The 14,077-nt window shown below is 73.7% G+C and carries 11 protein-coding genes; 7 read left to right on the top strand and 4 right to left on the bottom strand.

The features are described from left to right. Nucleotides 1-66 precede the first annotated feature (66 nt). Entirely contained in the window at nt 67-192 is a 126-nt protein-coding gene (locus ACIQZO_RS34335; protein ID WP_403634061.1) for a hypothetical protein, read from the bottom strand. 256 nt (nt 193-448) lie between these two features. Here ACIQZO_RS34335 and ACIQZO_RS34330 point away from each other — a divergent pair, with 256 nt between their 5' ends. The 7 genes from ACIQZO_RS34330 (at nt 449) to ACIQZO_RS34300 (ending at nt 7,586) form a co-directional block, all read left to right on the top strand. Continuing rightward, the gene (locus ACIQZO_RS34330; protein WP_403634058.1) at nt 449-2,638 is read left to right on the top strand and encodes a WD40 repeat domain-containing protein; all 2,190 of its coding nucleotides are present in this window, start codon (nt 449-451) and stop codon (nt 2,636-2,638) included. A 143-nt stretch (nt 2,639-2,781) separates the two neighbouring features. Then, complete coding sequence (locus ACIQZO_RS34325; protein WP_403634056.1) at nt 2,782-3,456, top strand: hypothetical protein; 675 nt, start codon at nt 2,782-2,784, stop codon at nt 3,454-3,456. A gap of 367 nt (nt 3,457-3,823) precedes the next feature. Then, nucleotides 3,824-4,198 carry a hypothetical protein gene (locus ACIQZO_RS34320; protein ID WP_403634053.1) on the top strand — a complete coding sequence of 125 codons (375 nt, stop codon included), beginning with the start codon at nt 3,824-3,826 and terminating at the stop codon, nt 4,196-4,198. A gap of 255 nt (nt 4,199-4,453) precedes the next feature. Further along, complete coding sequence (locus ACIQZO_RS34315) at nt 4,454-5,053, top strand: hypothetical protein (protein WP_403634051.1); 600 nt, start codon at nt 4,454-4,456, stop codon at nt 5,051-5,053. A 119-nt stretch (nt 5,054-5,172) separates the two neighbouring features. Next, a complete protein-coding gene (locus tag ACIQZO_RS34310; protein ID WP_403634049.1) occupies nt 5,173-5,646 on the top strand; it encodes a hypothetical protein in 474 nt (157 codons plus the stop codon). A gap of 168 nt (nt 5,647-5,814) precedes the next feature. Beyond that, a complete protein-coding gene (locus tag ACIQZO_RS34305; RefSeq protein ID WP_403634046.1) occupies nt 5,815-6,390 on the top strand; it encodes a hypothetical protein in 576 nt (191 codons plus the stop codon). A 179-nt stretch (nt 6,391-6,569) separates the two neighbouring features. Next, entirely contained in the window at nt 6,570-7,586 is a 1,017-nt protein-coding gene (locus tag ACIQZO_RS34300; protein ID WP_403634044.1) for a serine/threonine-protein kinase, read from the top strand. A gap of 118 nt (nt 7,587-7,704) precedes the next feature. Here the strand turns inward: ACIQZO_RS34300 and ACIQZO_RS34295 are convergent, their stop codons facing one another. The 3 genes from ACIQZO_RS34295 to ACIQZO_RS34285 all read right to left on the bottom strand — a co-directional run bounded on the left by ACIQZO_RS34295 (nt 7,705) and on the right by ACIQZO_RS34285 (nt 13,972). Further along, nucleotides 7,705-7,935, bottom strand: a complete 231-nt coding sequence (locus ACIQZO_RS34295) for a response regulator transcription factor (RefSeq protein ID WP_403634042.1) — start codon at nt 7,933-7,935, stop codon at nt 7,705-7,707. Nucleotides 7,936-8,124: 189 nt separating this feature from the next. Next, entirely contained in the window at nt 8,125-10,569 is a 2,445-nt protein-coding gene (locus ACIQZO_RS34290) for a SpoIIE family protein phosphatase (RefSeq protein ID WP_403634039.1), read from the bottom strand. A 160-nt stretch (nt 10,570-10,729) separates the two neighbouring features. Further along, a complete protein-coding gene (locus ACIQZO_RS34285) occupies nt 10,730-13,972 on the bottom strand; it encodes an aminotransferase class I/II-fold pyridoxal phosphate-dependent enzyme (RefSeq protein WP_403634037.1) in 3,243 nt (1,080 codons plus the stop codon). Between the last annotated feature and the right edge of the window lie 105 nt (nt 13,973-14,077).

Below are 14,077 nucleotides of genomic sequence, written 5' to 3'. Positions count from 1 at the left end.
GGCTGCGGCCGTCGGGAACCGCCGGCCCGTGCGGGGGCGCGCCGAGCCCTCGCACGGACCGGCGGGTCAGTCCGGGTTCTGCGGCTCGTGCGGAGAACCCTGGCAGTTGCTGTTGCCGCTCGTCGGACTGACGGTGGCGGCAGCGCTCTGCGTGGTGCGGGCCTCCATGTGCTGAAGCCCCAGGTCGCTCATCCGGATCACCTCCTCGAAGGTCGAGCGCGCGGTCGCGCGGCTGATGTCGATGACGTGCCGGCCGATCGGCAGCTCCGACTCAACGCCATCCGCTCCACCCGCACATGGGCGGTGGCCCCGCATAATCTCCGCCCGCGCCCCCCACCGCAGTGCCGTCCCGCGGGCGTCGAAATGGTGGTGGTGCGCACGCTCCGGCCGGCGGCGTGCGGTGTGGTAGTGATCGGCGATGTCAGACCCGGTGGCTAGCCTCGGCGGTATGTCTGAGACCTTCGCGGGTGCGCCCGACGACGTGAACGCTCCGCTGCCCGACCAGCGGTGGACCGTGCAGTGGGCCGACGGGCCCGTGCCGGACCACCGGCGGCTGCGCTGCCTGACCGGCCACACCGGCCCGGTCCGGTCGGTGGCCACGGCGATCGTCGACGGCAGACCGGTGGTGGTCTCGGGCAGCCGGGACAACACCGTGCGTCTGTGGGACCTGGCGACGGGCGGGCAGCTCCATGCTCCGGTCACCGGTCGCACCGACCCGGTGTCCTCGATGACGGCCGAGGTCCTGTCCGTGGCGACCGCCGTGGCCGACGGCAGGCCGGTGGCCCTCACGCTGCACGGCGACGACTCGGTCCTTGTATGGGACCTGGCCACGGGCCGCGCGGCCGGTGAGTTCGTCAGGCTGGTGGAGAGCACGGCCCTGGACGGGCGCCCGGTCCTGCTCACCCTCGGGGCGGACGGCACCCTGGGCGTGTGGGACCTGGCCACGGGCGGCCGGGTCGGCGCCTTCCCGTCGGCGGCCGGCCTCGCGGTGCTGGAGGGCCGCCGGGTCGTCCTCACCGTCGACGACATCGACGTGGACCGGACGGTACGCGTGTGGGACCTGGGCACCGGCGAGCCGGTCACGACTCCCTCGGCCGTGGCCGTGGCCGACGGCGCGGACCTGACCGGCGTCCGGACCGCGACGGTCGTGCACGGACGCCTCGTCGCCGTCGGCTCGGACGGCGAGGACCCCCGCTTCATCGGCCCGCTGGCCCTCGCCCGCCAGAGCTGCGCCCTGGTACGCAGCCGGGCCCGGGAGACCGCGCTGCTGGACGGACGTACCGTCGCCCTCACCATCGGAGCGGAGGCGGACGGGGCCCTGCGCATCTGGGACCTGACGGACGACCGGCAGCGCGTGAACGGCATGCGCGTGATGCGGAGCATCGGTGCGGGTGCGGCGGCCCCGGTCCTCCCGCCCGGCCCGGAGCAGGCCGCGGACCTGTGGCACAGCGTCAGCGGCCGCGGCACCGGCACCGGCCCCGTCGGTGGCGACAGCGGAGATCCGGTCACCCTCACCGTCGAGCGGGACGGCACGGTGGTCGCACGCGACCGCGCCACCGGGAAGCCCGTGGGCCCGCCCCTGACCGGTCACACCGGCACGGTCCAGGACGTGGCCACCACGGTGCTGGACGGGCGCCCGGTTGCCGTCACCGCGGGCGCCGACCACACCCTCCGGACCTGGGACCTCACCCATGTCCACGGGGACGGCCCGCCCCGCACGGGGCACACCGCAACGGTCCGCGCGATCGCCACGGCCGTCCTCGCCGGGAGCCCGGTCGCCGTCACGGCAGGAGCCGACCAGGCCCTGCGCGTCTGGGATCTGGCCACCGGGCAGCAGGTCACGGCCCCCGTGACGGGCCTGGAGGGCCAGGTGACGGCCATGGCCACGGCGGTGGTCGACGGCCGGCCGCTGGTCGTCACCGCCGGGCCGGGCGACACGCTGCACCTGCTGGATCCCACGGGCGGGGGGCACCCCGGCGAGCCCCTGGCCAGCCATCACGGCCGGGTGCTGGCCCTGGCCACCGCGACCCTGGCCGGCCGGCCGGTCCTCGTCACGGCCGGCTCCGACCGCACCGCCGCAGTCTGGGACCTCGCGACCGGCCGACCGGTCGGCGAGCCGCTCACCGGCCACGCCGGCCGGGTGACCGCCGTGGCGACCGGGGAGTCGGCGGGGCGGCCCGTCGCGGTCACCGGCAGCTGGGACAAGACGGTACGGGTGTGGGACCTCGGCACCGGCCGGCAGATCGGCGAACCCCTCACCGGCCACACGGACTGGGTGACCTCGGTGGCCATCGTGCTGGTGGACGGTCGGCCCGCCGCGGTCAGCCGGAGCCGGGACAAAACGGTGTGCCTGTGGGACCTGGAGACCATGCGGCAGATCGGCGCCGCCGTGGAGACCGGTCACACGGATCCGAACGGCCCGATGGCCGTCACCGGCGGGGGCGCCGCGGGAGGCCCGCCGGTCGTGGCCATCGGCCAGGGACAGGCCGTGCGGTGCTGGAACCTCGTCACGGGGCGCGAAGCCGGGAACGAGTACGTCCTGCCGCTCGCGGTGGGCGCTCTGGCGGCCGCACCGGGCGGGCGGCTCGTGGTCGGCTTCGGCCCGGAGGTCGCGGTGCTGCGCCCGACGGCGGGGTGACTCAATCGGACCGTACCCCTCCGGTCGGTCGGGAGAATCTCAGGAGCAACAGGCGGTGATCGAACGTACGGCGGGCGGCGAGTGAATCCGCGCCCGTGGTACGGCCGTTCACCGATCCCCCCAGCACCGTGAGAGGTTCCACGATGACCACACACCGCGTCAGGCGCCACACCGCCCGCGCGTTGACCATGGCGGCGGCCGCCTGCGCCGTCGCGGCGGCGACCGTCCTTCCGGCAGCCGCCTCCGACCAGCCGACACGGCAGGCGCTCCTGGCGGACTGCGCCTCGGGCGAAGGCAAGTGCACGTTCAACTCGCCGCAGCTCGGGGAGGCGTACCTGGGTGAGTTCCGCCAGGTGTCGAACTCGCTCTTCAACTGCAGCACGTCCGACTCCACCCAGTCGATGACCTGGGACGACACGGTGGGCTCCACCGACTCGCTGGGCGTCTCCGTCACGGCGGGAGGCAAGATAGCCGGGATCGTCGACCTGAGCGTAACGGCGAGTTACAGCCACAGTTGGTCGAGCAGCCGTTCGGAGAGCAGCTCGCTCAATATGACGGTGAAGCCGGGCGAGGTGGGCTGGATCTCGCGCGCCCAGGTGATGCAGAAGGTGTCCGGCACCTGGCAGACCCACTACGACAGCCCCAAGTGGGACCACTACTACTGGTTCTTCCAGGACACGATCACCAGCCCGGCCAAGAACGGCACGGACGGCAGGAGCAACGCGGTGGTGGTGAAGACCCGCAAGATGACCGCCGCGGAGAAGGGCTCCTGTACCGCCGGGGCCCGTCAGGGCCGCACGTTCGTCCAGCCCCGCTGACCCACCCCCGCCGCCCGGCCCGCTCCCGGGCCGGGCGGCGGGCGCAATCCGACCCGGCAGGCGCGTTCGCCCACCGGCGGTCGGGTGTCGTGGACCGGCTCCTGCACGCGCAGGCGCTGCTGCCCGACGGACTGCGCCCGCTGATCGTCGAGGGCTTCCGGCCGCCGGCCCTCCATCGGCGCACACACCCCGTGAGCGTGCGGGCCCGCCGCAGCGAGCCGTGCCCGGTTCGGGGGAGGGGCGCGCGGGCAGGCTGACGGGGTCGTTCGGCGCGGGGGGCCAGGCCGGCGGCGCGGCGGCTTCCGTCTCCGTACGGCGGACCGGCCATCCCCCCCCCGGCCGTCCGCGCGACCGAGGAGCGCCGGCCATGCCCGACGAGACACCGACATACGACGCGGTACCCGACCCGGCCCAGGAGGCCTTCGACCTGTGCGGCCGGCTCGTGGGCTCCGGCCGGTACGAGGAGGCCCTGGCAGCGGCCGACGAAGCCGCGCTGCTCTTACGTGGGCGCCCCGGCGGACCCGGTGGCCCGGGCGCGGCCGCCCTGCTCGCCTACGTCCTGGTGCTCCGCTGCGAGGCGCTGTCGAAGCCGGCCCGGTGGGAGGAGTGCCTGCGCACCGCCTCCGAGGCCGCGATCGACCTCGCCGGGGCGCTGGCCGCCGCCACGGAGTCGGTGGTCCTCCTGCGCGAGCTCGCGGCCTCGTGGAGGCCCGCGCCCTGGAGGACCGGCTGCGGGCGATGACCGCCACCGGGTGACGCGCGGGGGCGCCGCGCGGCGCTTTTAGCCGGTGTTTATGAGGGTGTCAAGTCCCGAGATTCCGGAACATGACCCGGGTGTGGCCCCCGGGGCTTACTTGTGGTGCGGGCCTCACCGGAAACAAAACGAGGCAGACGGAAGAGAAGGAAATCCTCTCCCAAGGATTCTTCTCCCCTCAATATCCGCACCGTCCCGGAAATCCGGGCGGGTCATATATCCCTTCATCGGTAGGAGAAAGCCATGAACCGCAAGATGAACACCAACAGCGTCCGTTCCACCCGCCGCGGCTTCCGTATCGCGACCCTGGCCGCCGCGGCAGCTGTCGTCACTGGTGGAGTCCTGCTTCCGGCGTCCATGGCCTCCGCGGCCCCCGTGGCCTCCCACGTGGCTACGGTCCTCCCGAACGCCGGAGGCGCCGGAGGTGACGGTGGCAAGGGCGGTACCGGCGGCCTCGTCGGTGGCGGCGGCGGCTCCGGTGGCTCCGGTGGCGGCAGCGTCAAGGGCACCGGCGGCAAGGGCGGCAACGGCGGTACCGGTGGAGACGGCCTCCTGCTCGGTGGCGCCGGTGGCGGCGGCGGCGGTGGCGGCGAGGGCCGGGTCGGTGGCGCCGGTGGCAACGGTGGCGACGGCGGCTTCGGCATCCTGCAGGGCGGCAACGCCGGTAGCGGTGGCGGGGGCGGCGACGGCTTCTTCAAGGGCGGCAAGGGCGGCAACGGCGGCAACGGCGGCTTCAGCTTCTTCAACGGAGGCAACGGCGGCAAGGCCGGAGACGGCGGCATCGGTGGCCTGATCGGTGGCCTCGGTGGCGACGGCGGCGCCGGTGGCGGCAGCCTCTTCTAAACCGTTCACCGCACTACCCGGCTCAACGGGTGGAGGCCTCCGGGCCTTCACCCTCCCCACCCCCTCCTCACCCTCCTTCACCCCCCACCTCGGTATTTGCGGAAACGGAGAACCTCGCCATGTTCACGAAGTCCTGGCAGCGTCCGATCATCCTGGTCACGGCCTCTCTGGCCCTCGTCACCGGTACGGCGTGCGCCGCGCAGGCGTCGCAGTCCCACACCCCCACGAACATCAGCGCCTCGGCCCCGGCCGACCAGCCCGAGCACTGTGTCGGCTTCGGCGCCGGCGGCAAGGGTGGAGAGGGCGGCAAGGGCGGCAGGGGCGGCGAGCCCGGTCAGCCCGGCGAGCCCGGCCAGCCCGGCGGAGTGGGCTGCCTCAAGTTCGGGGACCTGCCCGACAAGTCGAAGGCGGACCTGACGGTGGTGGACAAGGTACGCATCGTGCTCATCGTGCTGGCGTCCGACGACCAGGAGGAGACCACGAAGAAGGTCGCCGACAAGTACAAGATCTCGGACGAGCAGATCGACAAGTGGAAGAACTACTACGTCGACGGTGACTGGTTCGCCCTGATGGCGGACAACGTCCGTTCCTGATCGAGAACGCAGGCGCTCCACCACGGCGCCCCGGCCTGCAGAAGGCCGGGGCGCCCACGAATCCCGGGGAACAATCGGCCGGATACGGATCGGGCCGCTCGATACGCGCGGAAGGCGGGAGTTCGCAGCCGCGTCACGGAAAGAAATTCCTAGGCAAGGGAGAATCTCATGCGTATGCGGTCCACGAAGTTCCGTCTCGGTCTCATCATCTCGGCGACTCTGATCGGTGCGGGTGCCATGGCACCGGTCGCCACCGCCGCACCGGCGGCACCTGCGGCGCCGACCGGCCAGATGGCTCCCGCGTTCGCCGCCGGCGATTCCCATCCGGGCGGCGGCCGGTTCGACGGCAGGGCGGTGCTCAAGAGCATCAAGGTGGACAAGGGCAGTGTCCGCGTCGGTGACCGGGTCTGTGCGGGCAACTGCGCCGGAACGGTGAACGGCACCGCCGGCGGCAAGGGCGGCATCTGCGCCGGGCTGTGCGACGGCAGCGCCATGGGAGGCACCGGCACCACCGGTGTCCCGGGTGGCCAGGGCGGCAGCGGCGGCAAGGGCGGCATCTGCGCCGGTTCCTGCAAGGGAAGCGCCAACGGCGGTACGGGCGGCACCGGCGGGAACGCGCTGCCCGGCGGTGACGGCGGCAAGGGCGGCACCGGCGGCGAGGGCGGCCTCTGCCTCGGCTTCGGCTGCGGGGTCACCGGCGGCTTCGGCGGAGCCGGTGGGGCGGGCGGCTTCGACGACGACTGACCGCCATCGACCGCATTGCATGAGTACGGTGGCCGACCCCGACGGGGTCGGCCACCGTACTCATGTGCCGGGACCGGTCGGATCGGGCGCAGGGGTGGCCCGCTCGATAGACTTCCAGGTATGGAAGAGCGGCCCGCCGCGTCCGGCGGCGTCACACGGCCGGGTGAGCGGGGCGTCCGATGAGCGAGGTTTCCAACCTCAGCGTGTACGCGGGTCGTGCCTCGGGCCTCATCGGGAAGCAGATCGCGGGCTACCGGGTGGAGCGCATGATCGGCCGCGGCGGCATGGCCGTCGTCTACTGCGCGAAGGACCTGCGCCTGGACCGTACGGTGGCGCTCAAGCTCATCGCCCCGGAACGCGCGCGCGACGAGACCTTCCGGCGCCGCTTCACCCATGAATCGCGGGTGGCCGCGTCGATCGACCACCCGCACATCGTGCCCATCTTCGAAGCCGGTGAGACCGACGGCGTCCTCTACATCGCCATGCGCTACGTCTCCGGCCTGGACCTGCGCGCGCTGCTGGACCGGGAGGGTCCCCTGCCCGTTCCGACCGCGCTGCGCATCGCCGCCCAGGTGGCGTCCGCGCTGGACGCGGCCCATGACCACGACCTGGTGCACCGGGACGTCAAGCCCGGAAACATCCTGGTCGCCGCAGGCACCGACAGCGACCACCCCGAGCACATCTACCTCACGGACTTCGGGCTGACGAAGAAGTCGCTGGCGCTCACCGGTTTCACCACGGACGGGGAGTTCGTGGGCACGCTCGACTACATGGCGCCGGAACAGATCTCGGGCAGGCCGGTGGACGGCAGGTGCGACCTCTACAGCCTGGCGTGCGTCGTCTACGAGACCCTCGCCGGCGGGCCGCCCTTCCAGCGCGAGGAGGACGCGGCGCTGCTGTGGGCGCACCAGTACGACCCCCCGCCCCCGCTCACGGAAAAGCGGCCGGGGATTGCTCCCGCGGCCGCCGATGTGCTGACCAAGGCCCTGTCGAAGGTCCCCGAGGACCGCTACGGGTCCTGCCTCGAATTCGTCGCCGCGCTGCGTGTCGCGACGGGAGGCGGCATCGGCTTGAACGCCGATCCGCCTGCGCGGGAGGATTCCCGTACCCCCGGTGCTCCGGGGAATGCCGTGCCTCCGAAGGAGCCCCCGGTCTGGGCCCGGCCGGTCTTCTACGGCCCGGCCGACGGTCCGTAGACCGTACTGCTCGTACTGCTCGTACTGCTCGTGCTGCTCGTACGGCCAGTGGTGCCCGTACTGCCCGGCGGTCCGTCGACCGCCCCGCCCGCTACGGACGCTTCGTTTCCTGCCTTCGTCACAGACCCATGGAGATGGCCAGTCGGGTCATCTCGGCCGTGGTGTTGATGTTCAGCTTGGCGCGGATGCGGCGCAGGTAGGCGTCGACCGTGTGCTTCGAGAGCCCCATCTGGCGAGCCGTCTGCAGGTAGGTGCAGCCTGCGGCGATGTGTCGCAGTGCCTCCTGCTCGCGCGGGGCGAGGGTGGGGGCGGCGGTTTCGGTCTGCGGGGCGGTGAGGGTGAGACTCATGATTTCCTCCGACGGATCGGCCTGGTCATCACTGCTCACGTCCTCGGAAGCAGGGGACTCATTACCGAATGTCGGTGTTTGTCCCTGTTAAAGAGCTTGTAGGCGCGACTTCATGGAGGTGTCCGTCGACTGTCACAGGCACGTCACAGGGAACGTTTCAGTGCATACCGCCCCACCCCGTACGCGTTCTCAGTACCCGGTCAGGGACTGCTCGGCCCAGATGGTCTTGCCGATGGCCGCATGCCGGGTGCCCCAGCGCTGGGCGAGCTGGGCGACCAGCAGCAGACCCCGCCCGCCCTCGTCGAAGGTCCGGGCCCGCCGCATGTGCGGGGCGGTACTGCTCGCGTCGGAGACTTCGCAGATCAGGGTGCTGTTCTTCTCGTGGATCAACCGCAGCTGGATGGGCGGCAGGCCGTACCGGATGGCATTGGTGACCAGTTCGCTGACCAGGAGCTCGGTGACGAACGCGGCCTCCTCCAGCCCCCAGGTCGTCAGCTGGTCGGTGGTCTGCCGCCGGGCCGTGGAGACCACGGAGGGATCGGAGGGCAGGTCCCAGACGACGACCTGGTCGGCGTGCAGGCCCCGGGTCCGGGCGACGAGCAGGGCCACATCGTCGTCCGGGCGGTGCGTCAGCATGGCCGTCAGCACCCGGTCGCAGACCGCGTCCAAGGTGTCCGCCGGGCGCACGAGGGCCGCGAACATGCTGTCCAGCGCCTCGTCGATGTCGTGGTCGCGAGTCTGCAGCAAACCGTCGGTGTACAGGGCGAGGATGCTCCCCTCGGGCAGCTCGACCTCGATCGTCTCGAACGGCAGACCGCCCAGGCCCAGGGGCGGACCGGCCGGGACGTCGAGCAGGTACACCGAGCCCTCCGGGGAGACCACGGCGGGCGGCGGGTGCCCGGCCCGGGCCACCGTGCACCGGCGGATGACCGGGTCGTAGACCACGTAGAGGCAGGTGGTGCCGATACCCCCGGCCGCCTCCCCGCCCGCCTCCTGATCGCTCTCGTCGGCGGACAGGTGGATGACCAGGTCGTCGAGGTGGGTGAGCAGCTCGTCGGGGCCCAGGTCCACGTCGGCCAGGGTGCGTACCGCGGTGCGCAGCCGACCCATGGTGGCGGTGGCCCGGATGCCGTGGCCGACGACATCCCCCACGACCAGGGCCACCCGGGCGCCGGACAGCGGGATCACGTCGAACCAGTCGCCGCCCACCCCGGCCTCACCGGCGGCGGGCAGGTAGCGGGAGGCGATCTCCAGCGCCGCCTGATCGGGCAGCGTGTGCGGGAGGAGGCTGCGCTGCAACGTCATGGTGGTGGTGTGCTCGCGGCCGGACCGGTACGCGTTGCGGATCCCGGCGGCCGCCCGGGCCGTGAGCTCCCCGGCCACCCGCAGGTCCTCGGGCTGGAAGGGCTCACTGCGCCGGTGGCGGCTGAAGACGGCCACCCCGAGCGTGCCCCCGCCGGCCCGCATCGGCACCACCATGATCGAGTGGGCCCCGTACTCGCCGATCCAGGCGGCTTCAGGATCCTGCGCGGCCCATCGGGCAAGAGCCGGGTCCGCCGCCCCGTACACGGCGCCGCGACCCGCGACCAGCGCCTCGACGGGCGGCGACATCGCCGGATAGCTGCTGGTGTCCCCGACGGCGACCCTGGACTCAGGGGTTCCGTCGAGCACCGACCGCGCCGCGGCGCGGCACACGGTCACCGGCCCGTCCACCGCGACAGCGGTCGGCTCGTCGCCACGCGGGAGGGGTTCCAGCAGGTCGACGATCGCGAAGTCGGCGAACCGGGGGACGGCGGCGTCCGCCAGTTCGTGCGCGGTGCGCACACTGTCCAGGGTGGTCCCGATGGGCGCGGCGGCGCTCTCGACCTCGTCCGTCAACAGCATCTGGTGGTGGACGCCCTCCACCCCGGACCGGTCGTGCGCGGCCAGGCACACGGCGTGCACCCGGCCGTTCTGGTCCCGCAACGGCGCCACCGAGGTGGCCCAGCCGTGCTCCGCGGCGCCACCCGTCGGATGGACGAAGGTCTCCATGTACTGCGGCTCACCCGAGTCCAGCACCAGGCGCATCCTGCGTTCGGTCTCGTCGCTCACCGGATCCGGCGCGATCTCCGGCAGCCGCAGCCCGCGCATCTGAGCCTCGGTGAGGGAGAGCGTGCGCTCCATGCCGGAGTTCGCCCGCACCAGCCGCAGGTCGGCATCGAAGATCGCCAGGAAGCAGGGGGACTGGGTGAACGCCCATTCCTTCAGCGGCTCCTCCCAGGGCGGACGGGACGCGCCCCCGACGGCCGACACCACGAACCACTTGGTGGTGCCGCCGCTGGACGTCCAGCGGTGCGCGAGCAGCGCCACCTCCATCCGGTGGCCGTCCCGGTGCCGCAGCGCCGCCGTGCCGCTCCACCGGTCCTGCCCGGACGGGACCCGGCTCGCGGCGTCACTGAGGACATCGGCGAGACGGTGGGCGGCGGGCAGGCCCACGACCTCGGACGGCACGTAGCCGAGCAGACGGGTGGCTCCCTCGCTCCACTCGGTGACGATGCCCTCCTCATTGATCGTGGCCGAGGCCGTGTAGGCCGACTCGAAGGAGGCGCCCGTCTCCTCGGGCCGCTCACCAGGAGAGGTGGAAACTTGCTCCATCGCCACTCATCTCGCCCTCGCTCGTTCCGCTGCCGCCGTCCCAAGGGGACCCGCACGGCCAGGCGCTCCTCTGACCAGGATGATCCAGCGGGGCAAGGAGCACCAACGCAGGACGCGGCCCCGCGCGGACGGGCGCGGGGCCGCGTCCACGCGGCGCGGCTCACGCGGCCGGGGCCGTGTCCAGGAGCAGCAGCTCGCGTGCCAGCACGGCCACGGCCCGCCTGATCCGGCCGGGCGTGTGGTCGGAGGTGATGAGGAAGCGCAGCCGGGCCGGTTCCCCCGGTACGGCCGGACGGAGGACGGGGTTGACGCTGATGCCCTGCCGGAACAGGGCCTCCGCGAGGCGCAGGGTCTTCAGCGCGTCCCCGACGACGCACGGGACGACCGGCGTATGGCGGCTGCCCGCGGTGTCGACGCCCGCCTCGCGCGCCAGGTGGACGAACAGCGCCGCGTTGTCCGCGAGACGGGCCACGCGCTCCGGCTCGGCACGCAGCACCCCCAGGGCGCTCAGCGCCGCCGCCGTGCCGGCCGCGGTCGTCCCGGAGCCGTGGACGAAGCCGGGGGCGGCTCCGCGCAGGGCCTCCACGACGGAACGGCTCCCCGCGACATAGCCGCCGTAGCCCGCCAGCGCCTTGGACAGGGTGCCCGACCAGAGGTCGACGGCCGTGCGGTCGACGTCGAAGTACTCGCCGACGCCGCGCCCCGTCCGGCCGATCGTCCCGATGCTGTGCGCCTCGTCGACCATCAGCAGGGCGCCGTGCCGCTGCTTGACCTCGACGAGGGCGGGCAGGTCGGCGATGTCACCGTCCATGCTGTGGACGCCCTCGACGACGACGAGCGCCCGCCGGTACTGGCCGCGGACCCGCGTCAGCAGAGCGTCGAGGGCCGCCGCGTCGTTGTGGGCGAACGGCCGCCGGGTCGCGCCGGAGAGCCGGCACCCCCGCAGGATGCCCTCGTGGGCGAGGGCGTCGTGCACGACGAGGTCCTCCGGCCCGACGAGGCCCCCGATCGCGGTGACGGGGGTGGCGTGGCCGTCGGCCAGAGTGCTCGCGGCCTCGCATCCGAGCAGGTCGGCGAGCGCGCTCTCGAGTTCCGGGTGGAGCGGTCGGCCGGCGGGCACCGAGGTGGCGCGGCGCTCGGTCGCCTCCCGGGCCGCCCCTGCCACCAGCGGGTGGGTCGCCAGGCCCAGGTAGTCGTAGCGGGAGAAGGAGAGGAGCTCCCGGCCGCCGACGACGGCCGTGTCCCCCGCGGCGTACCCGACCTCGCCGAGGCGGGCGAGCAGCTCCGTCTGCCGCTGCACCAGCCGGATCAGTTCGTCCATCGGATGGTGCGGCGACTCGTACATGGCGCTCTCCTCGGGTGTCGCGGGCCGGCGGGAGGCGGCGCCTGCGTCCGTCCTCCCGGGGCGCCGGTGCGGCACCCCGTGGCAGGGCCGGGTGGCGAGGCCCGCCACCGGCAGGTCGAGCGGTCGGCGTTCCCCCTGGGGGACCAGGGCGCGGGGGTCGACCGGCACGCCCAGGACCGCGAGGCGGGCGAGAGCGATGACGAGGCTCCGGCCGTCGTCCGCGGCCGCCCCGGTGACGGGGACGACGCGCACGTCGCCGCGGTCGACGAGGGTGCGCCGGACGGCGGTGAGCAGCGCGCTGCCGCCGGTCACCTGGACGAAGACGCGGGCCCCCCGGTCGTGGGCGGTGCGGACGGCATCGTCGAACCGGACCGGCGCGGACGCGTGCCGGGCCCACAGCGCGCGCAGCCGCTCGGGGTCGGCGCACAGGGCGGCGCTCACGGACGACACGAACGGCAGGACCGGCCTGCTGACGGGGTGGTCGGAGAGGGCCGCGCGCATCCTCGCGTCGGCGGCGGCGAGCCGCGGCGAGTGGAAGGCGTGGGACAGATCGAGCGCCGCCGTGACGACCCCCGCCCCGGCGCAGGCCTGCCGCACGGCCGCGAGTCCGTGCGGCGTACCGCTGACCACGACCTGCCGGGGCTGGTTGAAACAGGCGAGCCACACGTCGTTGATGCCGGTCAGCAGTCGGCGGCAGGTCTCCTTGTCGGTCTGTACGGCGAGCATCCCGCCGTGCAGCCCGCTCCCGGCCTCCCGGAGGCCCGCACCCCGGTGGACCAGCAGGCGCACGGTGTCCTCGGCGGTGAGGGCGCCGGCCGCCGCGGCCGCCGCGAACTCCCCGACGCCGTGACCGAGGACCAGGTCGGGGCGGACACCGAGATCGGCGAGGAGCCGGGTGGCGGCGATCTGGACGGCACCGAGCTGCGGGTCGCCGAGGTCGGGGCCGCTGTCCTGGTGGGCCGAGGCGGCGAGGCCGTCGACGGTCGCGCGGAAGCCGGGGAACCGCTCGTAGAACCGCCGCGGCAGGTCCGGGCGCCCGCCTTCCCGGCCGGGGAAGAGGAAGGCGAGACGGCGTCGCTCGACCGGCACCGGGGCATCGGCGGCGAAGGCGCCCTCGCCGAGGTCTCCCCGCTCGCCGTCGTCGGTGAGCTGCCGGCGCGCGCGGCGCAGCCGCCGGACGAACTCCTCCGTGTCGTCGGCCACGATCGCGAGCCGGGCCCTCAGCGGCCGGCGGGAGCCGAGGGTGTGGGCCACGGCCGCCAGCGGGGCGCGGTCCGCCGTGTCGAGTGCGTCGAGAACGTCGCCGATGTGCTCGTCCAGCAGCCCGGGGTCGCCGGCCGAGAGCAGGACGAGCTGAGGTCCGGCGGCCCCGCCGCGTTCCGGGGAGCCACCGAAGGAGGGGACGCCGGAGGAGGGGATGGAGGGGACGGGGGCAGGAACCGGGGCGGCGCGGTCCTCGGCCGGTACGCGGCCGTCCGGCCCGCCGTACCCGAACCCACCGACGGCGGCCCGGCGCGGAGCGCAGGAGTACGGAAAGGGCAGCGGGCCGTCCGCGCGGCGCGGGCCCGCGATGTCGATGTCCGCCGCGGACAGCGAGTGTCCCGAGTGGACCCAACCGGCGTCGAAGCAGCACAGCGCAAGGCCCTCGTGCGTCTCCAGGAAGCCCGCGGTGGCGGCGACGGGACCCGGGCCGGTGGATCCGATGCGCCGGATCAGCGCGTGGACGGGGTCGCCCGTGGCGAGCGCGTCGGCGAGCGGCCGTACGAGGACGCCGATCAGGCAGCCGCACCGGCTCAGTCGCGCCACGGCCCGGTCCAGGGCGACCGGCGGGCCGGGGCGGGCGGAGCCGACGGCGAGGCCGGGCCCGCCGGGGTCGAAGTCCCGGCCGACGGTACCGGGGGCCCTGGCCCACCTGGGCCCCGCGTCGTCCGGGGCCGTGCGGATGACGTCCAGGAACAGGCGGCGGCGCGGATCAGCGGTCCGGGTGCGGGGAAGCGGTGTGCCGTGGTGGAGGTCGTGGAGGCGGCAGCCGAGTCCGGTGATGACGATGTCGGTCATGGGAGGTCTCCCTTGTCGTGAGGGCGACGGGTCGCGAAGGCCCCTGCCCGGCGGTCCGCGGAGGCCTCCCCGTGGCGACCGGCGCTTCGTTCCTGCTCGCGCGCG

The organism is Streptomyces sp. NPDC097617 (assembly GCF_044761485.1).
Taxonomy (GTDB): Bacteria; Actinomycetota; Actinomycetes; order Streptomycetales; family Streptomycetaceae; genus Streptomyces.
Note: the sequence above shows the minus strand (reverse complement) of the source record. Positions and strands in the feature narration are given on the sequence as shown.

Excerpts from the sequence above, each read along its gene's own strand:
- ACIQZO_RS34295 (WP_403634042.1), bottom strand. The coding sequence starts at position 7,935 with ATGAGTCTCACCCTCACCGCCCCGCAGACCGAAACCGCCGCCCCCACC.
- ACIQZO_RS34330 (WP_403634058.1), top strand. The coding sequence starts at position 449 with ATGTCTGAGACCTTCGCGGGTGCGCCCGACGACGTGAACGCTCCGCTG.
- ACIQZO_RS34325 (WP_403634056.1), top strand. The coding sequence starts at position 2,782 with ATGACCACACACCGCGTCAGGCGCCACACCGCCCGCGCGTTGACCATG.
- ACIQZO_RS34315 (WP_403634051.1), top strand. The coding sequence starts at position 4,454 with ATGAACCGCAAGATGAACACCAACAGCGTCCGTTCCACCCGCCGCGGC.
- ACIQZO_RS34310 (WP_403634049.1), top strand. The coding sequence starts at position 5,173 with ATGTTCACGAAGTCCTGGCAGCGTCCGATCATCCTGGTCACGGCCTCT.
- ACIQZO_RS34300 (WP_403634044.1), top strand. The coding sequence starts at position 6,570 with ATGAGCGAGGTTTCCAACCTCAGCGTGTACGCGGGTCGTGCCTCGGGC.
- ACIQZO_RS34305 (WP_403634046.1), top strand. The coding sequence starts at position 5,815 with ATGCGTATGCGGTCCACGAAGTTCCGTCTCGGTCTCATCATCTCGGCG.
- ACIQZO_RS34285 (WP_403634037.1), bottom strand. The coding sequence starts at position 13,972 with ATGACCGACATCGTCATCACCGGACTCGGCTGCCGCCTCCACGACCTC.
- ACIQZO_RS34335 (WP_403634061.1), bottom strand. The coding sequence starts at position 192 with ATGAGCGACCTGGGGCTTCAGCACATGGAGGCCCGCACCACGCAGAGC.
- ACIQZO_RS34320 (WP_403634053.1), top strand. The coding sequence starts at position 3,824 with ATGCCCGACGAGACACCGACATACGACGCGGTACCCGACCCGGCCCAG.
- ACIQZO_RS34290 (WP_403634039.1), bottom strand. The coding sequence starts at position 10,569 with ATGGAGCAAGTTTCCACCTCTCCTGGTGAGCGGCCCGAGGAGACGGGC.